We start from the raw sequence: 24,585 nt of genomic DNA on the forward strand, positions 1-24,585 counted from the left end.
TATTTTCCTACAAAATTTCGCTCCGAACTTCGGAGGCGACTTTTACCCGGACGCACAAACAAAAAAACCGCGTATAAACGCGGTCTTTGCGAAGAGAGTGTTACCAGCACCTTCTTCAATGAGAAAATCTTTAGCCAAAGATTTAGGTTCAAATTTAGCCTAATGGATTCTCTTTGTCCACACCAAGTGGTTTGGGACTCCGAATGTTGTTTGTATGGCCGGTTGTCGATAACCATTGATCGTCAATCAATTCAGTAGAATAGCAAAAAATCCAAGGCCGTACTTCTCTGCGCCTAAGCACCATAAAGCCAGACCTGGTGTTATCAGAAGATGGCAGAGTTGGACAGAAAGCAAGCCAGTTCATCTATGGACAGGCTTTCAACTGCTCAAAGTTAGTGGAAGCAGATCTCGCAATATTCGTCCTGAACGGCAGGTAGCTCTTGCCGCCACAGTGCAGGCAATGCTTCACCACTTAAATCTTGTCACGCATCAAGTAGAGGCCTGCGTTGAGACATTGGCTGACACATGTGCTCTGTCAACGGTGTCGAAAGCTGGAAACAAATCAATTACACGAGTGTCCCGATTGATCAATGACCTCCTGGAACCTGCTGGACTTGTGACCACTGAAAGGGTTTGGGATAAGAATCTTGGTTGCTGGATACCCAAGTACATTGAAGTTCAGCCTCTGTTCTTCGAAATGCTAGGCATATCCATGCACTATGTCGAAAAAGAGCAAGCCAGAAGACAAGCCTACGCTCAAAAGTTGCTGGTATCAGACAGCGAAGCAGGTCTTCTTAGTATCAGTGAATTGAAGCATAGAGCTAAGCTCCATCACATTAATCAGGCATTTAAGCGGCGCAAACAAAAGCTGGAAGAAAAAAGTCAGAAACGTTTGGCAAGCAGGTTAAAAAGAGCTGAAAGCACTCACGGCTATCATGAAGTTGATAATGAGATTGCCCAGGGTATTTTACGATCACTACCACAAGACGAACTTGCCAGACTGACACCCGCAAAGCTGAAAGAGCTCGTCAATCGACGTAAAGCCTTCTTAAAAACAATAGTTCGAGACAAACTCAGCTAACCAGAACAAAAACCAAACTAAGAATTCAGCAAGCCTGAAGGCTTCCCAGTGCCTGAAGCCCAAATCTATCTAATTTTTATAAACAGAATCCCTAAGCTAGCCCCAAAAAAACGCTTGATGCCGGGAAGTCATCTCCTAAGTAACGACTTATACACAGTTATCTGCAAACTACTGGCTCACTAGCAGCAATAAAGGTGAAGTTAGCTGCAAAATTACCTACCTACGGTAGTAACTGTAACTAAGTACTTGTTTTACTAACCCAAAATCCTGTGGATTATGGGGATAAAACGAGTCCGTTTGCAAGCCAGCGAGCTGGCTGCCACGGAACAATAAGCGCTCCCGCGGGGCCGCCTCGCCGGCGGGGGCAGATCAAGTAAACTTCGTTAAGCAAGTCCCCAATCCACAGGTTCACTCAGGCATCAAGCCACTAAATCGGAACCCCTACGGGGGCCCCTTCGCTCCGCTCACCCTTCGGGCGATTTAGCAACTTGACCCCTGAGCGCCCCTGCAGAGAGAAGTTATCACTTCGAGCGGCGGCGCGCTGTGCGCTCCACGCCACTCAAAGATGATAAAAGGGGACGGTTATGAATGTGTTTTTTGTATTAGTCGAAAAGACAATTTCTGGTGGTCGAGGTGATGTATACGAAAGCGTAGAAGCGACGAGCCACGAAGAAGCGTTTAAAGCTGCTACAGGACATCATATTTTTGAAGAAGCAGGGCCAACTGATTTCCATGCGGTAACTGAGAAGGGGCAGGAGCGTAAATATTGGCGTTATAGAGTGCCTGCTGGGGTAAACACTATAAGTCCTGCCTTAGTGCCATACAAAGTGTTTTGTGAATATCACGACCTTAATCCTACTGCTGACTGTTCAAAATCTGCTTTTGCACGATACGCGGCAAATGCATCGCTGTTCGCGACGCTAAGTGCGCAAGATTCTAATACTTCGATTATCAGGGAGTGATCTATGTCCTATCTGTTCTTTCAGGCGCTCAGATATCTGCTAATTACAGGAATTGTGCTGGCCTACATTGAAGCTGGACCAGGTGGGGCAGCGGTGAGGGAAATAGTCGACATGTTCAAAGAAGAGCTATTAAAGGTCGATTGGCTAACCTTGTTTTATGAATTCAAGACCACGGTCGTTGAAGTGGCCACGACAGCAATAAATTCCTGGTTTGGCTGAAGCCCTCCCGTATTTTTCATGAGCTCAAATGAGCCCTGGCTTGTTTGACACGTGTCAAACTCATTTGGATAGTACGATCCAAACTCCGTTTTTATCCCTCTTTTGCTACTGCACCAGTAATAAGAGATCAAAACAACAGGACGGTGCCAGCAGACATATAGTTGGGGGGAGTAGGCGGGGGGATGATTGATTGCAGGATACGCAAAGTGTGCTACAACGGCCCCATCGCCGTTGCAGAAACTTTGCTAGCCTTGCCTCTCCCCCTGCCCAATTGGTTACATGAGTTTGACACGTGTCAAACATCTGGAGATGTAAGATGACCAAAAGGTTGAAGGTGTATATCGACGATAATGTATATGATCGTTTAATGGCCCACGTGAGAGAGACAGGCGACGCGGAGTCTGGCAGTGCCTTCGTCAGGAAGTTAATCCACCAAGCTCTGTCAGTGGAAGAGAGTGCTGATGAAAACGGAATAAGCCCCAGCGTACCAAAAGACAAAGTTCTGCGGGTTCGAGTAAATCATGACGAATACACATCGTTTCAGGCCAGGATGAAGCAGGAAGGGTTAGACAAGAAAAGCAGCCTACTGCTGCGAATGATTAGAGAGTACCTTAACCAGGTTCCACATTTATCAGGTGCAGAGCTCAACGAGTTGAGGGCAGCGAACATGCACTTGCTGGGTATAGGTCGCAATCTCAATCAGATCGCAAAGCGCATGCACTCAAAGGAAGGTTCATGTGATGGTGTCACACTCAAGTACCTGGAAAGGCTTCTGGACTATATTGAACAGCAGCAGTGTGCGATTCTTAACTTGATAAGGTTTCATGACCAAAGACATACGCGCTGACTAGGCGAAGGCGTTACGCCCCCAAAAAGTGAGGTGCACTATGGCTCAGAAGAAAGTTAAAAAAGATCCCTTTGTATATATAGTAGAGTCAGATGATGCAAAGGGGCTTAATGATTTTGTAGAAATATTCGAGAAGGCTTCTGCTGGCGACAAGACCGAACCAATCTTGCGAAAGTCTTATGAAACAGAGAGGTTGCGGCAAGATGCAAAGGAAAATCGAGATATTTGAGCTATCGAAAAACTTTATCTTGACTAGGAACAATCTAATCCAACATGCTTTGGGTATAGGTCGAATCTGGCAATCGCCTTTGAGCAACGAGAAGACATTGTGTAAGATTAAAGAGGCGTACCTCCCTGAAGCTTAGACTTCTTGTCTGATGAATGTAGAAAAGAAGATTGTAAAAGGGCTTTAAACCTATTTTTAAATGAAGTAGTGCAGGCGGCTGTGCTACTAACGCTACAAGGTTTTTTGTATTATATTTGTCGGATTTACTTAAATACCATATCTAAGGAATAGAAATGTCTTTTAAATTTAAATTCATGTTTTCAATAGTAGGAATTTTTCTTTGAATCCACAACTGATGGTCAAGCCAATTAACTCCAATTTGAAATCAATATGACAAACTTTCAGTATGAAAAACCACCTATAACTGAGGTGATTCTTCAATTTACCTTTCATGGGGATGTTGACGAAAAAAAAATTGCCAAAGCAGTAAAGTCACTTTCTAGAATATATGATCATCACAAATCAGGCTTTGAAGAAACTTTAGAAATAGATGTTGTAACTGAGAAAGTTAGTAAGAGAATTAGGGAAGGTAGAACTATTAATAAGTTTCAATCTTATGATCTATCAGAACAGTTAGTTATTAAGGGGGGAGCATTTACGTTAATCCAGTTAGCTCCTTACTGCGGTTGGAATGAATTTTTCGGTAGATTCAAAAGAGATTGGGGAAAGTGGTCTGAGGCTGTCGGTTTTCAGCATATTGAACGAATCGGATTACGATATGTAAATAGAATAGATATACCTATCGAGGATGATATCGTTGAGAATGAAAAGTATATTTCTGTATATCCGAATACGCCAGACAGTTTAGGTCCCCTGATTCGTCATGCTGTTAATATATCTTTTCCAGTAAAAGATTTAGAATGCGTTGTAAACTTAAATACAGCAGTAGTTGAATCTCCGATAGTTGAACATTTGGCTATAATGCTAGATTTAGACATCATCAAGAAATTCGAAATTCCGACATCATACGAGAAGTTATTTGAGTTTACTGAAAATGCCAGAATCAAAAAAAATGAAATATTCGAGTTGTGTATCACTGATAAGGCTAGGGACCTATTTAAATAATGAACTTACATTCTAGCTCTTCAAATGTTATTTCTTATGTTTCAGATGATGAAATAGAAAATTCTTTATTTAGAATATCAGAAAATAAGTTGGATTCTGAAAAGTGTTTTGATTCCCTTTTATCGATTTTCTCTTTTTATGATTTTGATCAATATTATAGTAAAGAGTCTAAGGCTGTATTTCAAAATGTTTTGGAAAAAGAACAAAGAACTTCCTCAAGTTCTGTGGCTCCTTCAGGAAATAAAGAAGCAATTGCCGAAATACTGTTTGATGCAAAGGCTAATGCTAAAGTAATGTTTTCCAAGGTTTCTATGCACTTCAATAAAGATATAAGAAAGAAAATATTTGATTGCTTAGACTTTTTGCATGATGAAGATGATTGGGAGGAAGGAGAGCGACCTATAAATCAAGCATCATTTGATACTTTCTTGCAATGGTGCTTTATGTATAAACCGGACAGGCTCTATAGTTTCGGTCTTTCCAATAAGGGAAATTTAATAGCTTCTTGGATGAAGAATGATAGGCGGGATAGCTTTATTTTGGAATTTTTGCCAAAGAAGAAAATAAGATGGTTTTTGTCGGAACGTTTTGATACTGATGTTGATAATAGTTCGGGGACTACAGATCTATTTAGGATAAAAAGATTATTTGAAAATAATCGTTCAAAAGAGTGGTTTAATATTTGGGACAATATTTAAATTCAGAACATCATGTTTCCCGCTATATAAAAAAAAGGCTTGTAATGTGGGATGAAGATGGAAGAGCTTACGGAATTTATCCTCAAGCATTTGAATTGCGAGAAGATGAAGAGAGCCTATCTGTTAGTTGGCTGGAATACTTCAATAGAACGCATGAGCAAAATATAGTAGATTCAATTAAAGAATTTAAGGGTAGACCATTTGATGTGCATCCAAAAAGTGGTTTCGGCATATCTAATGTTGGCGTTCTGTATAAAATATGTTCGGATTCTGACCACCCCAAAGTAAAAGTTCTGTATGATGGAGACAAGAATAAGACTAAGAAAAGCTCTCATTCAAGTATTCGGTATACCAGTAACGATAACGATCTCTTACAAAATTTAGCAACTAAAGCTTTCTCTAATCTAGTGATTGCTGAAGAAATATCTCCCTTGGAAAAATGATTTTTACTAGTCAGACTTGAGCTGACAGTTGTCCTATTTCCGGCTCTCACGTCAGGTTATATGTGAGCTGAATTTTTTTCCGCAAAAATCAGTTTCCAATCAGTCAACGTGCTGATCATCGTTCTTCCACAGCATATTCCAAATAGTCCAGCCATTCTCCATCCCTATATGCGAACCGTAGAACTTTTACAGAACGTCACTATATGAACTTGTTCAAAATACTTTTGTGAAATGTTACGCAAGTAACGTTGGTCTGCGGATGTATCACCATTGGATTAAAACCCGGGGTAAAGGTTACTTGGAGACATTTTCGAGCTTTTCGACCAGCTATTTTGCTAGAATGCAACATAAGAGTTACCTTTTCTTTAAGTTAAATATCCAGCACCTTTATCGAGGCGAGTTGCTCTCTGTTTTAATTGGAATACATTAAGTTAATGTCGAGGAAAACTTATTTAAGTCTAGATAATTAATTTACACTCTAATTTATTCTAGGGTTAATTTTATCGATAATAGCACTATATCTTATGAGCTAACTGCTCTTTTCTCTTTCTATATTTCTTAAGGTATTAGGAACAAGTGTTTCGCTAAATCCGGCCAGAAAGCCAATTGCTAATACCGCAAAGAAGTTACTTCCTTCGTTATATAAAACCCCAAAAGCTAAGTTACTTTTAATCAATATATAAGTAAGAACCCCTCCAATTAGTGATATTAGTATTCTTTCTGAACCTAGAAAAAAGTACGTTTTTAAGCTCAGCCCTCTGTCTATTGTTAATGACTTTACATTAAGCGAAACTGAAAGAACTCCTCCCATGGAAGAAAGTGCGATTAAAACTAATATTTCAAACAAAACAGGGTTGGTGGCTACGAAATCTGAGTTCCTAAACAAATAGGTAGGTATTGATATCAAAGATATTAGAGCACATAGAGCAATTGCTCCTGTTTGATAAGATAGCCTTCCTTTGACTTTTTCCGTATATTCGTTCTCCGCATCTTGCTTCAAACGAGTGAAGATTTTTTTTGCTTCTTCTGATTTGCCATCAAGTGCTAGAGTTATAGCCGTAGAGGCTCGTTTCTTATACGAATCGTCTAGGCTATACTTACATAGTACTGAAATAAATTCATCAAAATCAGGCTTGATATCGTTGTATCTGATAATTAAGGCATCTTCTGCTTCGTCAACATGCTCAATATACACTTTAATGGATTCATGTAATTGACAGTTCTCGACTTCATAAATTACATACTCATCTGCTTTGCTAAATATATTATTTATTTTCCTTCCAATAGGATCTGAACCTTGTATAACAAAGCACGCCATTGTTTCTTGGTGCTCTTTCTTTCTACGTTCTGAATGGATTTCTCTAACGTTTTCATCGTGTAGCGAAGCGTGCTGAAGGTTGTCTTTATTTTGCATTTTGGTTGTAATTCATTATCTGGTGGCAGATAAAAACTTACAGTATTCTAGCTAGAGTTTCTACTGTGTTATTCTATAATGTATTGCAAAGGGGGGGATTTTTACCAAGCCAGATTCACACTGGCTTGAGCTTGGTCGGCAGCCCTTGCAGACAGCGCACTTTCATCTTTAGCGACATCCAGTTTTGTTCCAGCAGACTGGATTTGAAGCAACCGATTCTGGTTGACTAAGAGTTCTGCCATCATACGGTTGTTTAGGTCAATACTACCTTTCAGGTCTTCAGTTTTATCAACTTGCCCAATCCACTCATCCACCTGGGACATCTGTTTGCCTGCGGTGTGGTAGGTAGTGGTGGCAATTGCATCAGTATTGGCTATCTGGTTGATCCTTAGCTTGGTGCGCTTTTCTATCTCTTCAGCAACCATCATGGCACCAGATAAATCATCTTTGTCCAGATACTTTCTCATGCGATTCACAGCGCTGACTCGCTCCAGGTCATAGGCACCTGTAAGCGTTGCCTGGTTAGCATCTTCGAATAGGTCGATTGTAGCCGCCCACTCTTCAGGGAGGTTGTTTCTCTGCTCTTGGATGAGTGGGTTATTGAGAACTTTGGCCATATCCCTGACGCCGGTGATAGAGCCGAAGGTTTCTTTAGCCGTTTCCAACTGGTTTTTCAGTTCGACTATCTGGTCATACTGTGCTTTCAGGTCTTTGACCTGAGTAACGTATTGCTCGTATTGTTGAAGCTGTTGCTGCAAATTCGAGACAGTGTTTGATATTGTAGGTACCAAGTTTGCTACGTCAACGGTGGGGATACCAGTAGCCAATACAGAGTTAGAGGTGAAAATGACAAACGTCGCAAAGATTGTTTGTAGCCTCATCGGTCATCTCCTAACAATCTGATTGGTGGCGGAAGGACGCTGAAATTTGCTCATGAAGTCTCTTCCTCCTTGATAAGCCTTGCCAGTGGCATTGGCTGTTATCGATACACCTTTTTGCATAGAGTTGGTAAGTCGTTGGAACCCGCCAGAGTCCAGTAAGGAAAAACCTTGTGATATCGCTGCCGCCATGTTCCTAAGTTCCTTTACGGCAAAAAGCATTAATCCCATAACAATGAAAGTTGGCCAGACGTCGCCCAGTTCGTATACGGATTTGGTAGTATCGATGCGGGAAAGAGCTTCTTCAATCAAAGAGGCAAGTAAACCCATGAATGCCACCATGAGAATCATCAAGATTAGATAGTTAGCAATCTGTGCATACCATTGTTCAAAGAACCGTTTCGTGGCCTTTGACAGTAGACTTAGAAATATTAGAGGGCCTATCGTTAGTAGCATACCCACAGCAATCTTGGCCATCATATACATACCAAATAAATAGATCGCATAGACAGCTGCAAAGAATGCAGTTATTGCTGAAAGTGCATATGGCCAGAACCAGCCTTCCCCAGCTTTAAGCTTGTCGATGAAACCGAGAAACTGATAAATCTGTTTATCTAGTTCCCCAGCGAATGACGTATAGGAAGGTGAAATCATGCTAATGCTGGATGACAACACATCCTCAATACCACCTTTGATAAAGGTAGTATATCCCCAGGCATTAAGACCAAAGCTAAATACGATGAAGATAGTAAACATATGGCTCATAAACTCTTTCATTGTGAGTTCGATAGCCCCTCTATATAAGGCGACCCCCATGCCTATAAAGTAGCAGGCAAACAGAGGTCTAAATACATCGTAACCGTAGCCATAAAAGTCCAGCAGGACTTGCTCAAGACGGGCGTCTGTCATGGCTATCAGCATTGCTTCCAGTTCGGTAAAAAGTGAAATGGGGGCTATATCCATTATTTACCCTCAACCTGGTCTTTTCGTGCTTCAAAAGCTTTTAACCTGGTTAATTGCTCCTGGCGTAACATTTCGCCGTCAGCAGCGGCTTTTTTACGTTTGTCATCCCACCAGGGCTGCATTGTTGTAGAAGCTTTAAGTGTGGCCGCATCAGCGCTGGAAACGACGCCTGTGCGCATTTCCCAGAAGATAGGCGTGCTTAGCTGTGCTGGATCAACATCAATGCCATAACGCTTTAATTCATCAGCTTGACGTGCCCAGGCCTTGTTGCAGCGCTCCTTTGAGTCCTGGAAAGATTTCCAGCGATCCATGCACACATCAGGAAACGGGAACTTCTTCAGTATTAGGACATTCTCGGGCTTCAGATAAGATTGTAACGGGTGCTCCTTACTCCATTCTTGGGCGAATGCTCCGAAGGCGGCAGTAAGTTGATATATCAGCGCGATACCCATTACCCAGGGAATGAATCTGGCCGAATATGTCATCCCTTTTAACAAGCTAATAATTGCAGTATCTAACTTTTCCATTTACAGCCTCACATTTTCTATTGATAGAATTAAGTTGATTAGAAATCAGATTTATTTTATTAATTAAGAAAGATCTGCTCAATGGGATTGAGTATATTTTTAAGGGTTTTAATTCCTTTAAATACAGTGATTTACATTTATAATGCTGTATCTGGTATGGTATTTTTACTTTGAAAATATCCGTTAGAGTGCGACCTGCGGATGGGGGGCTAGAATTAGCCCCCCAATTCTCTAATATGTGACACTGTCACAGCCTATTTAAAATTACATTCAAAGAACACTGTGATTTGTTACCTATGGTTTCTATTTTACTTAAAGCACTAGCTTAGTGATTTCTCGTATAAAAGTGTGGCACTGTTCTTCTGCTAACCGGGCTATTTTTATATCTAAGTAGTTTAAGTGCAGTGTCTCTGACAACTTCCGATTGATTACACTTTCATTAACCTGATTTTTCCGAGAGATCTCTTTCAATAAAGTCATGCATTGACTTCTTAGTATTCGAAGTTCCTTATTTGCCAAACTGCCCATTGGCATTGAGTCGCCTTTGTGAAAGCTTACGCTGGCGTCACAGCCTGAGTCACAAATGTAGCCATATTTACCGAATCTTCTGTTCAATACGTCAAACTTTTTTAGGCTTGCAGTACCATCACAATAATGGCAACGAAAAATAATTGGACCAAGTGTGGTTCTTTTTCTTGGTGTGGATTCAGAATCAAAGAATAAATTTATGACGAGTATTCTGTAGTGCTCAGTAAGTGTCTTGTCGTTCTTACTATCGAAGTAATTGAGTAAGCTAGACCTTTCCCAATTATTGATCCTGCACTGAGGTTTACCTTTAAATTCTTGTTTCAAAGTCAAAAGCACGGATAGGTAAGCTTGATTGTACATGTCTCTGTCATAGTCTTTGTCACATCCAGAATACTTCAGTTGTGCCTCAATCTGGCTAAGTTTCCGCTTCATACCTGGTGTTGTGCTATGCCAGTAAAAGTCTTGTGTGGTCTGCTTTGAAGGGGTAGTCATTGGTAAGTCCAGAGCTAGTTATCGATGACAATGTTTGACACGTGTCAAACTCGTGAATATGAAGTATCCACAAAGTTAGAAACCCTTCAACCACAGCTATTTAGCGCTGAGGAAATGAATAACCATATTTCATTCTATTTTTTAGAATTTAAAATGGAGGATTTCACGTCATTTAATGTTTTTTTAGGGTGTTTTTGCCTTTTTTAGTCATTTTTGTGCATCAGTATATGTTTCACACAGAAAATAACCTCTATTTTGTGTGCAATAATATATGTATTCCACGCCTTATAAAAAACGGTGGCTTTTATTTCCAAATGTAATCAAAAAATAAATTCAATGCATGTAAATTGATTGGGAGTTTTTAAATTTGGTAAGTTAGTTATGTTTTTAACATTTGAAGAAATGTCTGAACTGACAGGGCGAAAGCAAAAAAAGAAACAAGTAGAACAGTTGCTCTTGATGCATATTCCTTTTTCAATTGATGCTCTAGGACGTCCTAAAGTGCTAAGAAAGGTAATTGAGGAAGATCTCGGCGCTGAAAGAAACTACAAGAATCGTTCGAAGCTATCTATAAGTTATGACAAGCTGTCTGCAATTGGGAAAGTATAATGGGTAGGCATCACACAGCCGAGTACTCTCACCTTCCGAAAGGGATGTATTTCAATAAGAAAGGCGGTATCTATTACCTCCGTATACCTGGGCAGAAAGACATTCGGCTGGGAAGGACATTGCATTCAGCCTTAAAGGCATATTGGGCTGTTCCGGGGATGTACTTTGAAGCTCCTCTAATGAAGGATCTTATTGCAAGGTATATGCAGGAAGTGTCCCCAACCAAAGCCCCGGAAACGCACAAGTCCAATATGTCTGGTGCTAAGTTTCTTCTGCTCTCCTTCGGCGACTTTCGACCTAAGGAAGTAAAGCCAATCCATATCTATCAGCATCTTGATGCCAGGAAAAAATCAGCTACTCGAGCCAATCGAGAGGTTGCTCTATTGGGCGCAATTTTTACCGAAGCTATCCGCTGGGGAATTGTTGAAGAGACGCCGGTGCAGAATATTAAGCGCCACAAAGAAATTCCCAGAGATAGACTGGTTACAGACAATGAGATCAAGGCTTTTAAACATTTCGCGCCTGAATGGATGCGTCTGTACATAGATTTGAAGTTGTCTACGGCTCTTAGACAGACAGATATGCTTAGGCTTCACAGCGGAATGTGGGATGACAAGGGCCTTTGGGTAGACACTTCAAAGACTGGTAAGAAGCTTTGTTTTTCTGCCTCCTCCGAGTTGAAACTCATTGTGAGCAAGCTGCAAAAGATGAATAGCGTGAAGAGAAAAAGCAATGTCTTACCATTGAATTGGTGGTTTTTCTCAACACGGAGTGGAACACCATATAGTGCTGATGGGTTTCGGAGTATATGGCATAGAGTGATGAACAAAGCTCTGAGTTCAGGATTATTGGAAGAGAGATTTCAGGAAAAAGACTTACGAGCCCGCGCCGCTACCGATTGTGATAGCCTGATGGAAGCCTTTGAGCTATGCGGTCATAGCAGTCTTTCAACCACAAAGCGCATCTACAGGCGGGGATATACGCATGTGCATCCTGTCAATAGAGCGAAGAGCTTGAAAAAGAAGTAATTTTTCAGCATTATCGAAACTAATTGAGCTGAGTCTTAGAAGCGCAGAAATAGGCCAAAAGACTCATAATTTTTGAAAACTAGCGACTTTTTATAGGAACTTTGGTTCTAAAGAAAGCTAGGAATAACAGTAGCTTAGGGTTCTTGAACCGTCGACATTGAAAATCCCCGTGTCGGTGGTTCGATTCCGCCTCTGGGCACCATCCTAGTAAAGAAAAAGCCCCGGTCATAGACCGGGGCTTTTTATTTATGGCTGTGCCAGAGACTCTCACCCGGCTAAGTGCCGGGTTCGATTGCAAAGCTCTTCCCTGTACTTTGGCTATCCCTCGGATGTCCGAGATGGCTCCGGGCAATCTTGTCCGCCTCTAACATCTGCGATCTGATCAACCTTCAGTAGTTAGGCCTAGTCCCAGGGGGCGAGCATTCCGCCTCATTTGTCATACATCCATTAGCACGACAGACCGGGGCTTTTTATTTATGGCTGTGCCAAAGGCTCTCACCCGGCTAAGTGCCGGGTTCGATTGCAAAGCTCTTCCCTGTACTTTGCCCTGCAGGCCACCCTTCGGATGTCCAAGATTGCTCCTGCAATCTTGTCCGTCTCTTACTTATCTGTCCTGACAAGGCTGTGGCAAAACCATTGGCCTCAATATGGCTTTTTAGCCCCATACCCGCTTTATTCTTAGTAGCGTCTTTCTGCCTATTCTATTTGAGTCTGTTAGACCAAAAGCAATTCTACGTGCCGGTAAGAACATCGATATGTGCGGACGACTTAATATCACTGATGACCCTTTTGTTGTCGGGCTTTGCGAAGCCTTAGGGGTTAAGCTTTTCCCGGATAGGCAAACATCAGAGATTAAGTGTTTGCCGGATGGTCGGCCTATTCCCTGGTACTTTAACCGCTTTATCCGCGCCACTGAGCCTGTGGGGATTATTCGTGAGGTGGAGGGGAAACGCATTTTGGCACTGGCCACCTGGTGGCTGCTACTTGAACATCGCCCAGGTGGCTTTAAGCCGTCTAAATACACCAGTTTTAATACCAGATACGACAAGTTAAACGACCCCAAAAGTGCAGGATATAAGGCCTTTCGGCAGTCCCGCTGTATTGTGCCGGTAACAGGTTTTGGAGAGACGCAAGGGAAGGGAGATAATGCAATTTATACAGACTTTGTTGCTGCCAACGGGGCCTTGGCGCTGGGAGGCTTATGCCGTGAATGGCAGCATTTTGCAACTGGGGAGCGGGCATTATCTTGCTCTATTATCACCCTAGGCCTTCATAACAAACTGCTGCCCTTTCATGAAAAGTCCATGCCGCTGATATTAAATCAGGCCGATGGCTCAATGGACTTGTGGCTGGATTGTCGGCAAACCGATGTCAGTGTATTTGATATTTTGCTACAGCCTTTTCTGCCGCAGGATTTGTTGGCGCAGCGAGTGGATAAACCTTCCAATCACCAACCCATCGGTAAGCCAATAGCAGTAATTGCGGATATTGCTTCAGCCCCTAAGACCCAATAGCAGATGCTTCACTGATACCAAAGCAAGGTTTAGTTCAGCTAGTGTATCTAGGTACGTTGGTTGCGTTCGGTCTGATAACCAGTACGAGTAAAACTAACGGTCCATAAAGTAATAAACCTTGCTAAGAGAACCAGCGTCAGGGGCAAAATCACACAGCTTAGTGATCTTAGAGCCAGGCAGTCTCGTATTATCTTCATCTATGTTAGTTGACAACTTTTGTTAACTTAACAAGGTATTCAGCTACTTCATCTATAGAGGTTGTAACTAGTTGTACTATATGCGAAATGCTGAAAGCCACAGGGGGCCGCATTAATGTTTGGGCGTGAACTGAGAAAACAAAACCAAGAATTGTGTAACGAACTACATCTGCTTAAACAGGTTAGGGATGGGCTGTTTGAGGAAATGTTGTCTTTGTCACTGGATGCTAATGGTAAGGTCTTTTTTGTTAATGATAGCTTTTTGAATGAATTAGGGTACACGGCAGAGGAACTAGAGGGAAAGCGCCTCCAGGACATGGTTCCACAGGATCTCAGAGGAACTGACCATTTTAAACGCATGGTGTCGGCTATCAGCGCCAAAGAGCATTGGGTTGGGGCAATTCAGATTGCTAATAAAAAAGGTGAATATTGCTGGCTGAGAGCCATTGTTCACCCTGTTTTTAATCAGCAAAACCAACTTGAGCACTTTGTCGTCTATGCCAACAACCTGACGCGCACCATAGAAGCATCCCAGCACTACGAATATATGATCAAGGCCCTCCAGCGCTCCACAGCAGCTATTGAGTTTGATATGGATGGTCATGTAATAACGGCTAATAAGCTGTTTCTGAATGCAATGGGTTATAAGTTGGAAGAGATAAAAGGCAAACACCACCGTATGTTTTGTGCATCAGATGTGCATCAATCGCCCGAGTATGAAACCTTCTGGCGCAAGCTCAGAGACGGAGAGTTCTTTGCTGAAAGATTTAAACGCCTGGACAAGTATGGTCGGGATGTGTGGTTGGAAGCATCCTATAATCCTATCTCGGATATTAGGGGGCGATTTTATAAAGTAGTGAAGTTTGCCACTGTGATCACTGAGCAGATTGAAAGGGAAATTGCCGTGTCTGAGGCCGCTAATGTTGCCTTTGAAACCTCACAGGAAACTGATGCAGCTGCACAACGTGGTATGCAGGTAATGGCACAAACCGCTGAGGTGATGCGAAGACTTGACCAGCAAATGAGTGATGCGGCAAACAGCATCACCGAGCTCGAAAAACAATCACAGCAGATAAGTACTATTGTCCAAGCTATCAGCAGCATTGCCGAGCAGACTAACCTGCTAGCGCTCAATGCTGCCATAGAAGCGGCCAGGGCGGGGGATCAGGGCAGGGGCTTTGCAGTGGTAGCAGATGAAGTGCGGCAACTGGCTTCACGTACTAGTAGATCTACCGAAGAGATTGTAAGTGTGGTAACCAACAATCAGAATATGACCAATACCGCCGTGCAAACTATAGAAAAAAGTAAAAAGCAGGCTGAAGATGTACAGGAGCTGGTAATTCAGGCTAGGGCCGTTATTGAGGAAATATTACAAGGGTCAACCAAAGTGGTCGATGCGGTAGAGCAATTCTCCAATCGGTTAAAGTAATAAGCGCGACAAATGGTTAAATCAGAAGGCCGACATAACCCTAGCCTTCTATTACATCTGCATACACTTTCCCACGCACTCTGACATCTTCGCTACAGGCCGCTCACAGACCTTCTATTGGCTTGGCGGCACACTGTCTCCCACACACATAAGGAGACACCCAATGTTAAAACCTGTTTTATATTCACTGATATTATTGGCGAGTGCGCCAGTGCTGGCGGAAAGCCAAATGTCCCCTCATTCGATAGGCGTGGCGATGGGCGGCGGCAGCGCCAAATTTAAAGACTCAAAAGAAGATGGTAATGGGGTGGGGCATTTGTACCTTTACTATCATTACAGTCTGACTGAGCAATTTGGCGTTGAGGCTGGTATTGTCGGAGGAACTGAGTCGAGTAACTGGGATTGCAAGAAAATTGACCGGGATAATTTCGAGTGCAGCAACGACCGCAAGCCGGTTTTTGGTATTGGCGCCGATGATCTGGAATATTCCAATCTGGTGATTGCAGGGACGGCCAAGTTCCCACTAAGTGAGCGCAACAGCATCTACGGTAAGTTGGGGTTGCAGTATTTTGACTATGAAATTAGTGGTGATAAGACCAAATTAGCTGATGACTCAGGCGTAGGCCTTTACCTTGAGGCAGGCTGGCAATATCGCTGGGACAGCGGTTGGGGTATGAATGTGGGGCTGAAGCATCTCCCTATGGATGATCTCAAAGTTGGTGGTTTGGATGTGGGAGTTAGCTACCGCTTTTGATTAAAAAAGGCCTGTTTTACAGGCCTTTTGTTTATTCGATGATTAACGGGTCTGAATGCGTTTAACGCCTTGTTGCCATTGATTGTACAGGGAGTCTCTTTTGCTTTTATCCATACTGGGTGTAAAGGCTTTATCCTGTTGCCAAAGGGCGGAAATATCGTCTAAAGATTCATAAATACCGGCTTGTAACCCAGCCAGGTAGGCGACACCTAAGACAGTGGTTTCGTTTATTTTACTGCGCTGCACTTCACCGCCTAACATATCGGCCAGAAACTGCATAAGCCAATCGTTTTTGACCATGCCGCCGTCTACTTTCAAGCTCACAGGGCGCACACCGTCTGCCTCCATGGCTTTTTGCAGATCTTTGGTTTGATAACAAACTGATTGCAAGCCAGCGCTGACAATTTCCTTAATGCCGGTATCCCGGGTCAGGCCCAGAATAGCCCCCCTGGCATCGGGATCCCAATAAGGCGCGCCCAGGCCGGTAAAGGCCGGCACTAATAAGACCCCATGATTAATATCCACTTCGCGGGCCAGTTGTTCTGACTCGCCAGCTTGTTCAATCAGATGTAAGCCATCCCGTAGCCATTGAATGGTGGCACCGGCCATAAAAATACTACCTTCCAGGGCATAGGTGGGCTTGCCGTTCAGTCGGTAAGCTAAGGTGGTGAGTAAGCGATTTTGCGAATGCAGGGCCTCTGCACCGGTATTGAGCATTAAGAAACAGCCGGTGCCATAGGTGCTTTTGGCCATGCCACTTTCGAAACAGCACTGACCTACTAAAGCGGCCTGCTGATCTCCGGCGATAGCCAGGATAGGAATTGCACCACCAAACCACTGTGGGTCTGTTTCGCCGTAGTGATGCGCCGAATCCTCTACTTGCGGCAGCAAGCTTGGTGGAATACCAAAAAGTTTAAGTAGCTCCGGATCCCATTGCTGCTGATGAATATCGAATAACAAGGTACGGGAAGCATTGGTGGCATCGGTCGCATGCACTTTGCCGTCGGTTAGCTTCCAAAGCAGAAAGCAATCCACGGTGCCAAACAGCAGTTGGCCCTGTTCGGCTTTTTGTCTGGCGTCTGGCACATTGTCGAGAATCCAGCGGATTTTGCTGGCGCAGAAGTAAGGGTCGAGCAGCAATCCGGTTTTCTTTTGCAGCTTTTCTTCCAACTTTGGGTCCGACTCTGCCATGCGTTGGCAATACTCAGCGGTGCGTCTGTCCTGCCAGACAATGGCTGGATAAATTGGCTCGCCAGTGTGCTTATCCCAAATCAGCGTGGTTTCCCGTTGATTGGTGATACCCAGGCCAATGATGTCTGTGGCTTTCAGTTGGTTTTCCTGTAACAACTGGCGGCAACAGTCCAAAACCGTATGCCATAAGTCTCTGGGGTCATGTTCTACCCAGCTTGGCTTTGGATAATGCTGAGTAAAATCCCGTTGCACCATATCCATGATGCGTCCTTTAGCGTCCACCAATACAGCTCTGGAACTGGTAGTGCCCTGATCTACGGCAAGCAAGTAACGGCTCATTGTGTTTCCTTTAAATCCGGTTGCCATAACCATATGCGAGTCAGGCTGGAATTGCATCCTGATGGATTGTCACTGGGTATTGATCTGGATACATTGAGGGTCTGTACCGGGCTTAATGTAAAAGGAATGGCCGGTGGATAAATATGACCTGTTAGTGGTAGGTGGTGGCATCAATGGCGTTGGCATCGCAGCCGATGCGGCCGGGAGAGGCCTGTCGGTGTTGTTATGTGAACAGCAGGATCTTGGCTGGGCTACTTCGTCATCCAGCAGTAAGCTGATTCATGGTGGCTTACGTTATCTTGAACAATACGAATTTCGCCTGGTGCATCATGCGTTAGCCGAGCGAGAGGTACTGCTGAAAAATGCCCCGCATATTATCCGGCCGCTGCGTTTTCGCCTGCCGCACCGGCCCCATTTACGCCCAGCCTGGATGATTCGCACTGGCTTGTTCTTGTATGACCATCTGGCGACCAGAGTTAGCCTGCCCGCTTCTGCCAGAGTCAGAATGGATGAGCAAAGCCCATTATTGGCGGACATTGACACCTGTTTCGAATATTCCGATGGTTGGGTTGATGATGCCAGGCTGGTGAGCTTAGTCGCCCAGCAGGCACGTAATCATGGAGCCGTGATTTTGCCAAGAACCCGCTGCACTGCGGCAAGGCGAGAAAATGGTGCCTGGCAGGTGGAACTGACTGATTCATTTGGACAAACAAGAGCAGCCTTGGCCAAAACACTAGTGAATGCCGCAGGGCCCTGGGTGGGCCGTTTTTTACAAGATGGGGTGAAAGAACACACCCACAACAGCATACGCCTGGTGCAGGGCAGCCATATTATTGTGCCTCGGGTTAATGACCAATCTTACGCTTATATATTGCAGCATACCGATGGGCGGATAGTGTTTGTGATCCCCTATGAACAGCAATTTTCGCTGATTGGCACCACTGAAGTGGACTATCAGGGGGATCCGGAAAAGGTACACATTAGTCAGGGTGAGATTGATTATTTGCTGGGTGTGGTGAATAGCTACTTTAAGGTACAACTAACTGCCGGGCAGATAGTGCATAGCTTCTCCGGAGTCAGGCCACTATTGGATGACCACCAGGATTCTGCTGGCAAAGTGACCCGTGACTATCGTTTTGAACTGAGCGAGGAAGACAGCGATGCGCCGTTGTTGACCGTGTTTGGCGGCAAGATCACCACCTACCGGCGATTAGCCCAAGCTGCAGTTAACAAACTGGCGACTTATTTCCCGGAAATGGGCAGACCCTGGACGGCCTCAGCAGCGTTGCCGGGTGGGGATTTCGTGCATCTCGACAGCCTTATCAAAGAGTTAACCGGCACGTGGAGCTGGTTGGATACAAAGGTACTGGGGCGCTATGCCAAACAGTACGGTACCTTAACTAACGCCCTTTTAGCCGGGTGCCAGAGTATGATGGATTTAGGTCAGCACTTTGGACAGGGCTTGTATCAAAAAGAGGTGGATTATCTGTGTGAGCAGGAATGGGCGTTAAGCACAGAGGATATTTTGTGGCGTCGCACAAAGCTTGGGTTGCACTTTAGCTCAGCACAGCGTGAGTACTTAGCTGATTATCTCGCGGGCCGCCAAATGGTGAGCTAAGGAAAGCAAGTCCCACGCTGACGCGTGGGACGAAGTGTTTAGCGTTGTTTAGCTATCCATTCATTGGTCAGCTCTTCGAGTAAATCCAGCGGTAGGCTGCCGGTACGCAGGATCTGATCATGGAAGGCGCGGATATCAAACTTGTCGCCAAGTTGCTGCTGGGCGCGACGGCGCAGTTCAAGAATCTTCAGCTCGCCGATTTTGTAGGAAAGCGCCTGGCCCGGCCAGCTTACATAGCGGTCAATCTGATTAACCACATCTGGCATAGACAGGGCGGTATTGTCAGCCAGATAATCAATGGCTTGCTGCCTAGTCCAGCCCAGTGCATGCATGCCGGTGTCGACCACCAGACGACTGGCACGCCAGGCCTCATAAGTTAACCTACCAAAATCGCTGTATGGATCCTGGTAGAAGCCCATTTCCTTACCCAGGCGCTCAGAATAGAGCCCCCAACCCTCACCATAGGCCGAGTGGTACAAGGTTTTACGGAACTCCGGCATATCCATTTCACTGGCAATGGCGGATTGAAAATGGTGCCCAGGCTCGGCTTCGTGAAAGGTCAGGGCTTCAAGGTTGTAAAGGGGTTCAGCCTTGAGATCCTTGGTACCAATAAAATAGGTTCCGGACGTAGTACCGCTGCCGTCTGAGGCGACATAGTAAGCACCGCCTCCTGGGCTCGCTTTAATGTCAAAGGTGTTGCGGGGCAGGGTGATAAACCATTTAGGTAGTTGTCCCGCCATCTTGCGGGTAATGTAGGCTGCTTTTTCCAGTAGTTGCAGCTCTGAGGTTGCGTAGAACTTCGGATCGGTACGTAGGTACTCGATAAATTGCTTAAAGTCGCCTTTAAAGCCGACCTTCTCAATGATTTCCTGCATCTCAGCACGGATACGCTTAACCTCGCTTAACCCAAGCTGGTGGATCTGCTCAGCTGGCATATTAGTCGTGGTGTAAAAATGGATAAGATATTGGTAGTAATCTTTTCCGCCGGGCAGGCCGCTGATACCCACCTCTTGGCGGCAGTTTGGCATATATTGGCCGGTAAAAAAGTCATACAGTTTCTTATATTCGGGTATCACGCTCTGTGCGATTAGCTTTTTCCCTTGTTGGGAAAGAGCCTGCTGTTGGTCGACTGAAATGCGTGAGGGCATATGCTTAAATGGTGCAAAGAACACTGATTCTTCTACATCATTCACCAGATGTTTGCTGATGGTTTGCTCGTAACCAGCAAAGCTCTGGCAGTACTGCGTGTGGCCTTTGCTGATGGCTTCCTGCAGATTGATCAGGTAATCCTGATTGTAGCGCGGAAAGTCTGCCAGACTAATCAAGTAATTGTCGTAATCCTCTTTGCTCAGAAACGACATATTGTCAGGCGCGGCAGCAAAGTAAGTGTGGTAACCAGCGTAGATAGTAAAGGGGTAGAGATGATCCAACTGTTGATAACTTTCAGCTTCGCTCTGCCTCTCATATTTGAACAATCGATAGGTCAGTTGATCGGCTGTTGACAGCTGTTGCCAGTTAATTTTTTCCAGCTGTTGGAGCATTTCCTGATTGAATGAAGCACGCCTTTGACGACCTTGCTCTGACATATCCGGTAACTTGCCATTCATGCGGAAAGTATCGGGATCTTTACGGAAGAATATTTGTTCCTTATTGGCTTCCTGCCAATGGCGTTCCAGTAAGTGCTTAAATGATGTGGTTGCTGATTCTGCCATGACTGGCTGGCTGAGTATTAGCCCCAGCAGGGTAAAAGATAATGTTGTTTTTCTCATTGGGTTCTCCAAGGCTGACGCTGGTCACGCTATCCCATTTCCCGTCGTTTGAACAGGCGCATGGGTATGAAGCCTGCGTTGCATGCTATTAACGGTTAATAAGGGTAAAAAATGGGGTGCGTTTTTTGAACAATTCAGCCGATAGAGTAGACTAAGACAGAGAAAGCCGGGCTGTATCCTAATGCAATGGAGTGTCGGCAATCGCCAACTACCGGGGAGGGAAGTATCATGTCATGCCACATCCTGTATTTTGCCTATGGCTCCAATATGTCGCAGGCCAGGCTTTCTGCCCGTATTCCCTCGGCGACCAAACTTATTGCAGCAGAGTTGATGGGTTTTGTACTGGCTTTCAATAAACCCGGCATAGATGGTTCAGCAAAAGGCAATTTGCTGCGCACCGGCGACCCAATAGACAGTGTATGGGGCGTGGTGTACCAGATTGATGCCACAGCATTGCCATTGTTAGACAGCATCGAAGGTGATGGATACATCAGGCGCACAGTGGCAGTTTACCTGGAAGATATCCGGCTCGAGGTGCAAACCTATTTAGCCACCCATATTCAACCCGACCTTAGACCCTTTACCTGGTATAAAAACCACGTGCTGACCGGTGCCCAGGAACACCAGTTACCTGCCGAACATATTGCAAGTATCCGCAAAGTGAGAACCATCAAAGACCCTTCATTGATGAGGCATCAGGCCGAGATGTCTTTATATCGCACCTCCGCGCCAGCCTGAGTTGATTTAAGAATAGCCATTTCTTAAACCATTTTGGCTGCGCTGGTCTAGGTAAGGGTTCTTAAGCAGGAAAAAGCTGAAATTTTCACCTGCATGGCTTAGAATCGCCGCCTTTTTTCGACGCGGTGAAGTAAAAAATGCTGGAGAAACTCTTCAAGTTGTCTGCCAGAGGCAGTGATGTCAAAACCGAGGTATTTGCCGGACTGACCATCTTCCTGACCATGGCCTATATCATCTTTGTGAACCCTTCCATTCTTGCTGACGCGGGTATGGATAAGGGCGCGGTGTTTGTGGCGACCTGCCTGGCGGCGGCTATTGGTTGTTTGATTATGGGCCTGGTGGCTAATTTCCCGCTGGCGCTTGCACCTGGTATGGGGCTGAACGCCTTTTTCACCTATGGTGTGGTGCAGTCTATGGGCCACAGCTGGCAGACAGCTCTGGGCGCGGTGTTTTTATCCGGCATTCTGTTTTTTGCCTTGAGCGCCTTTAAGGTGCGCGAGTGGATCATCAATGCCATTCCCAGAACCTTGAAGTTGGGCATTGCCACGGGTATTGGCGCTTTTCTGGCGATGATTGCACTCAAAAATGCCGGCATTATTGTGGCGCATCCTGTTACTTTGGTGACCTTGGGGGATCTGACCCAGTTTGTGCCGCTAATGAGCATTCTCGGTTTCTTTCTGATTGCGGCATTCACGGCCCGCAATCTGCCCGGGGCGGTGCTGTTTGCCATATTGGCGATGACCATTATTGGTTTACTGAGCGGTGACGTGCAATACAACGGCATAGTCTCAGCACCGCCCTCGTTGGCTCCAACTTTCCTGCAAATGGACATTCAAGCGGCGCTGGAAATATCCATGTTGAGCGTAGTGTTTGGCTTTCTGTTTGTTGATTTGTTTGATACTTCAGGCACGTTAATCGCAGTTACGCAAAAAGCCGGCTTGGCCGATAAAAATGGCCATGTGCCAGGGCTTGGCAAAGCCCTGATGAGTGACAGTGCGGCGACTATTGCGGGCGCTTCACTGGGAACGTCCACAACGACAAGTTATGTCGAAAGTGCGGCGGGTGTAGCGGCTGGAGGCCGCACCGGGCTCACTGCCGTGGTGGTGGGACTACTGTTCTTGTTGAGTATTTTCTTTGCGCCTTTGGCGGGTATGATCCCGGTATATGCCACCGCTGGTGCGATTTTCTATGTCGCCATTTTGATGCTGTTCAACTTGCGCGAGATTGATTGGGAAGATATTACCGAGGCTGCACCGGTTACTGTGGTATTACTCTTTACGCCGCTGACGTTTTCCATTGCTCATGGCATTACCTTGGCATTTATTACTTACGCTTTTGCCAAAGCCGTGTGCGGTAAATGGCGTGAAGTCAGTGTCAGCGTGTGGGTGCTTACGGCACTATTTGTGTTGAAAATCGCGTTTTTCGACCATTAAACCCAATTTGTGTTGGCAAATAAAAAAGGGAGCTTTTGCTCCCTTTTTTCGGTTTTATTAGCGTTACTTTGTCAGGATATCCAGAATATCCGCCAGTTCAGTTTTGCCCTGGGCAATTTCCTCAGGGGTCAAACCTGATAGTTCATGAGGGAACACTAACCACTCATCACTCTTGTTCACGTAATAGTCAGGAACGATATCAACCTTGCTGTTCTGAGGTTTGTACCAGGGGCAGGCAACACGGATATCATGAGGTGTGTTCAATCGCGACAGCTTACGAATCTGAGTTAGCAGCGCTTCAATACTGCGACCGGAATCGAACACGTCATCTACGATCAACAATTTGTCATCTGCATTCGCGTTTTCAATCAGATAGTGCAAACCATGCACTTTGATTTCTTTAGACTGCTTACCGATACCGTAATAGGAAGAGGTACGTACAGCAATATGATCGGTTTTCACATGCTTGTAATCGAAGAATTCCTGCACGGCAATCCCGATAGGTGCACCACCGCGCCAGATACCGATGATATAGTCAGGGCGAAAACCGTCCTCATAAACTATGGAGGCCAGGCGAAAAGCGTCCTGCAGCAGTTCCTGTGAGGTGATGAATTTCTTGTCCGACATACCGCTCACTCTATTTGATTAAAAAGGGCGCGAATTATAGAGGAATCGAGGAGAAATTACAGGTTTTTACGACGATCTTGCCGGCATTGTCTGCGGCGAATGTGCTTTCTAATAAGGCTGGGGAGATAGGCAGCGATAAAGTGCCGTCATATACTCAGTCATCATTGATTTTAAGGGATCCCGTTATGCAGTTGATGAAAGCCAGTTGGATTGAAGTTGAAAAATACCTACAGACATCTAAAGCCATTGTGATTCCTATCGGCTCCGTGGAGCAACATGGACCCAATGGGCTGCTAGGAACCGATGCCTTGTGTCCGGAAATCATTGCACACCGCGCTGCCGAACAGGCAGATATTCTGGTTGGGCCAACTTTTAATGTGGGGTGCGCGCAACACCATCTGGGGTTTGCCGGTACTATAACCCTGCGCCCCTCGACCATGATTGCAGCCATCCAGGATTGGACTGCCTCGCTGCGCCGACACGGATTTGAACGTATTTATTGGTTGAACGGCCATGGCGGTAATATACCCACCATCAATGCTGCGTTTTCTGAAGTTTATGCCGAGCTGAGTTTTGCTAACACCCCGCCGGTACCCGCCTTACAACTTAAGTTGCAAAACTGGTGGCAACTTGCTGGCGTCAGTGAGTTGTGTAATGAAATTTATCCCGTAGGGCATGGTATGCATGCGACAGCATCCGAAGTGGCGGTAACCTATGCCGGCTATCCTGATGCGCAGAAGCAGGTGGAAATGACACCGAAAATTGCCCCCCTTGGTGAAATAAGTCACGCCTATGCTTATCGGCAAAGTTTCCCTGATGGCCGTATTGGTTCTGATCCCAGTCAGGCCTGTGTAGAAGACGGACAACGTATTATTGAGTTTGCCGCAAAAGCGCTGATTGAGGAATTTTCCTCCTTCTCCGCGAGATAGACGGAAA

General features: G+C 45.0%; 25 protein-coding genes. 17 read left to right on the forward strand and 8 right to left on the reverse strand.

The window, feature by feature from the left end; genetic code table 11:
* Positions 1–235 precede the first annotated feature (235 nt).
* The 8 genes from repA to KJY73_RS20745 all read left to right on the forward strand — a co-directional run bounded on the left by repA (position 236) and on the right by KJY73_RS20745 (position 5,601).
* The gene (repA, locus tag KJY73_RS20710) at positions 236–1,081 is read left to right on the forward strand and encodes a plasmid replication initiator RepA (protein WP_214345545.1); all 846 of its coding nucleotides are present in this window, start codon (positions 236–238) and stop codon (positions 1,079–1,081) included.
* Between the two features lie 584 nt (positions 1,082–1,665).
* Complete coding sequence (locus KJY73_RS20715) at positions 1,666–2,043, forward strand: hypothetical protein (protein ID WP_214345546.1); 378 nt, start codon at positions 1,666–1,668, stop codon at positions 2,041–2,043.
* Positions 2,044–2,046: 3 nt separating this feature from the next.
* Complete coding sequence (locus tag KJY73_RS20720) at positions 2,047–2,262, forward strand: hypothetical protein (protein WP_214345547.1); 216 nt, start codon at positions 2,047–2,049, stop codon at positions 2,260–2,262.
* Positions 2,263–2,578: 316 nt separating this feature from the next.
* Positions 2,579–3,109, forward strand: coding sequence for a plasmid mobilization protein (locus KJY73_RS20725; protein WP_214345548.1), 531 nt, complete (start codon positions 2,579–2,581; stop codon positions 3,107–3,109).
* 40 nt (positions 3,110–3,149) lie between these two features.
* Positions 3,150–3,338, forward strand: coding sequence for a hypothetical protein (locus tag KJY73_RS20730; protein WP_214345549.1), 189 nt, complete (start codon positions 3,150–3,152; stop codon positions 3,336–3,338).
* 387 nt (positions 3,339–3,725) lie between these two features.
* The gene (locus tag KJY73_RS20735) at positions 3,726–4,460 is read left to right on the forward strand and encodes a TIGR04255 family protein (protein WP_214345550.1); all 735 of its coding nucleotides are present in this window, start codon (positions 3,726–3,728) and stop codon (positions 4,458–4,460) included.
* Positions 4,460–5,158 (forward strand): hypothetical protein, encoded by a 699-nt coding sequence (locus KJY73_RS20740; protein WP_214345551.1) that lies wholly within the window; start codon positions 4,460–4,462, stop codon positions 5,156–5,158. Before KJY73_RS20735 ends, KJY73_RS20740 begins: the two co-directional genes overlap by 1 nt.
* Positions 5,143–5,601 (forward strand): hypothetical protein, encoded by a 459-nt coding sequence (locus KJY73_RS20745; protein WP_214345552.1) that lies wholly within the window; start codon positions 5,143–5,145, stop codon positions 5,599–5,601. The genes KJY73_RS20740 and KJY73_RS20745 overlap by 16 nt, the downstream gene beginning before the upstream one ends.
* Before the next feature lie 529 nt (positions 5,602–6,130).
* Here KJY73_RS20745 and KJY73_RS20750 read toward each other — a convergent pair.
* From KJY73_RS20750 to KJY73_RS20770, 5 genes are all read right to left on the reverse strand, one after another.
* A complete protein-coding gene (locus KJY73_RS20750; RefSeq protein ID WP_214345553.1) occupies positions 6,131–7,015 on the reverse strand; it encodes a hypothetical protein in 885 nt (294 codons plus the stop codon).
* A 101-nt stretch (positions 7,016–7,116) separates the two neighbouring features.
* Positions 7,117–7,896, reverse strand: a complete 780-nt coding sequence (locus tag KJY73_RS20755; RefSeq protein WP_214345554.1) for a type IV secretion system protein — start codon at positions 7,894–7,896, stop codon at positions 7,117–7,119.
* Positions 7,897–7,899: 3 nt separating this feature from the next.
* On the reverse strand, positions 7,900–8,856 hold the full coding sequence (locus tag KJY73_RS20760; protein ID WP_214345555.1) for a type IV secretion system protein: 957 nt from the start codon (positions 8,854–8,856) through the stop codon (positions 7,900–7,902).
* Entirely contained in the window at positions 8,856–9,383 is a 528-nt protein-coding gene (locus KJY73_RS20765) for a hypothetical protein (RefSeq protein ID WP_214345556.1), read from the reverse strand. The genes KJY73_RS20760 and KJY73_RS20765 overlap by 1 nt, the downstream gene beginning before the upstream one ends.
* Positions 9,384–9,695: 312 nt before the next feature.
* Positions 9,696–10,403: a zinc-finger-containing protein gene (locus KJY73_RS20770; protein ID WP_214345557.1), complete on the reverse strand. Its 708-nt coding sequence runs from the start codon at positions 10,401–10,403 to the stop codon at positions 9,696–9,698.
* Positions 10,404–10,784: 381 nt separating this feature from the next.
* Between KJY73_RS20770 and KJY73_RS20775 the strand changes: the two genes are divergently transcribed.
* From KJY73_RS20775 to KJY73_RS20795, 5 genes are all read left to right on the forward strand, one after another.
* Positions 10,785–11,012 (forward strand): DUF4224 domain-containing protein, encoded by a 228-nt coding sequence (locus tag KJY73_RS20775; protein ID WP_214345558.1) that lies wholly within the window; start codon positions 10,785–10,787, stop codon positions 11,010–11,012.
* Entirely contained in the window at positions 11,012–12,040 is a 1,029-nt protein-coding gene (locus tag KJY73_RS20780) for a tyrosine-type recombinase/integrase (RefSeq protein WP_214345559.1), read from the forward strand. The genes KJY73_RS20775 and KJY73_RS20780 overlap by 1 nt, the downstream gene beginning before the upstream one ends.
* A 755-nt stretch (positions 12,041–12,795) precedes the next feature.
* Positions 12,796–13,554, forward strand: coding sequence for an SOS response-associated peptidase family protein (locus KJY73_RS20785; RefSeq protein ID WP_214345560.1), 759 nt, complete (start codon positions 12,796–12,798; stop codon positions 13,552–13,554).
* 312 nt (positions 13,555–13,866) lie between these two features.
* The gene (locus KJY73_RS21985; RefSeq protein ID WP_214345561.1) at positions 13,867–15,180 is read left to right on the forward strand and encodes a methyl-accepting chemotaxis protein; all 1,314 of its coding nucleotides are present in this window, start codon (positions 13,867–13,869) and stop codon (positions 15,178–15,180) included.
* Positions 15,181–15,343: 163 nt separating this feature from the next.
* On the forward strand, positions 15,344–15,934 hold the full coding sequence (locus KJY73_RS20795) for a porin family protein (RefSeq protein ID WP_214345562.1): 591 nt from the start codon (positions 15,344–15,346) through the stop codon (positions 15,932–15,934).
* Positions 15,935–15,976: 42 nt separating this feature from the next.
* Here KJY73_RS20795 and glpK read toward each other — a convergent pair whose 3' ends face one another.
* On the reverse strand, positions 15,977–17,464 hold the full coding sequence (gene glpK, locus KJY73_RS20800) for a glycerol kinase GlpK (RefSeq protein WP_214345563.1): 1,488 nt from the start codon (positions 17,462–17,464) through the stop codon (positions 15,977–15,979).
* Positions 17,465–17,597: 133 nt separating this feature from the next.
* Here glpK and glpD point away from each other — a divergent pair, with 133 nt between their 5' ends.
* On the forward strand, positions 17,598–19,082 hold the full coding sequence (glpD, locus tag KJY73_RS20805) for a glycerol-3-phosphate dehydrogenase (RefSeq protein ID WP_214345564.1): 1,485 nt from the start codon (positions 17,598–17,600) through the stop codon (positions 19,080–19,082).
* A 38-nt stretch (positions 19,083–19,120) separates the two neighbouring features.
* On the opposite strand, the gene KJY73_RS20810 is transcribed toward glpD, so the two are convergent.
* On the reverse strand, positions 19,121–20,851 hold the full coding sequence (locus KJY73_RS20810; RefSeq protein ID WP_214345565.1) for a DUF885 domain-containing protein: 1,731 nt from the start codon (positions 20,849–20,851) through the stop codon (positions 19,121–19,123).
* A 228-nt stretch (positions 20,852–21,079) separates the two neighbouring features.
* On the opposite strand from KJY73_RS20810, the gene KJY73_RS20815 reads away from it, so the two are divergent.
* Positions 21,080–21,589: a gamma-glutamylcyclotransferase family protein gene (locus tag KJY73_RS20815; protein ID WP_214345566.1), complete on the forward strand. Its 510-nt coding sequence runs from the start codon at positions 21,080–21,082 to the stop codon at positions 21,587–21,589.
* A 137-nt stretch (positions 21,590–21,726) separates the two neighbouring features.
* The gene (locus tag KJY73_RS20820) at positions 21,727–23,022 is read left to right on the forward strand and encodes an NCS2 family permease (protein ID WP_214345567.1); all 1,296 of its coding nucleotides are present in this window, start codon (positions 21,727–21,729) and stop codon (positions 23,020–23,022) included.
* A 63-nt stretch (positions 23,023–23,085) separates the two neighbouring features.
* On the opposite strand, the gene KJY73_RS20825 is transcribed toward KJY73_RS20820, so the two are convergent.
* The gene (locus KJY73_RS20825; RefSeq protein ID WP_206593156.1) at positions 23,086–23,649 is read right to left on the reverse strand and encodes a phosphoribosyltransferase; all 564 of its coding nucleotides are present in this window, start codon (positions 23,647–23,649) and stop codon (positions 23,086–23,088) included.
* 185 nt (positions 23,650–23,834) lie between these two features.
* On the opposite strand from KJY73_RS20825, the gene KJY73_RS20830 reads away from it, so the two are divergent.
* Complete coding sequence (locus KJY73_RS20830; RefSeq protein ID WP_214345568.1) at positions 23,835–24,578, forward strand: creatininase family protein; 744 nt, start codon at positions 23,835–23,837, stop codon at positions 24,576–24,578.
* Positions 24,579–24,585: the final 7 nt, after the last annotated feature.

It is taken from the genome of Bowmanella yangjiangensis (assembly GCF_018531185.1).
GTDB classification, from domain to species: Bacteria; Pseudomonadota; Gammaproteobacteria; order Enterobacterales; family Alteromonadaceae; genus Bowmanella; species Bowmanella yangjiangensis.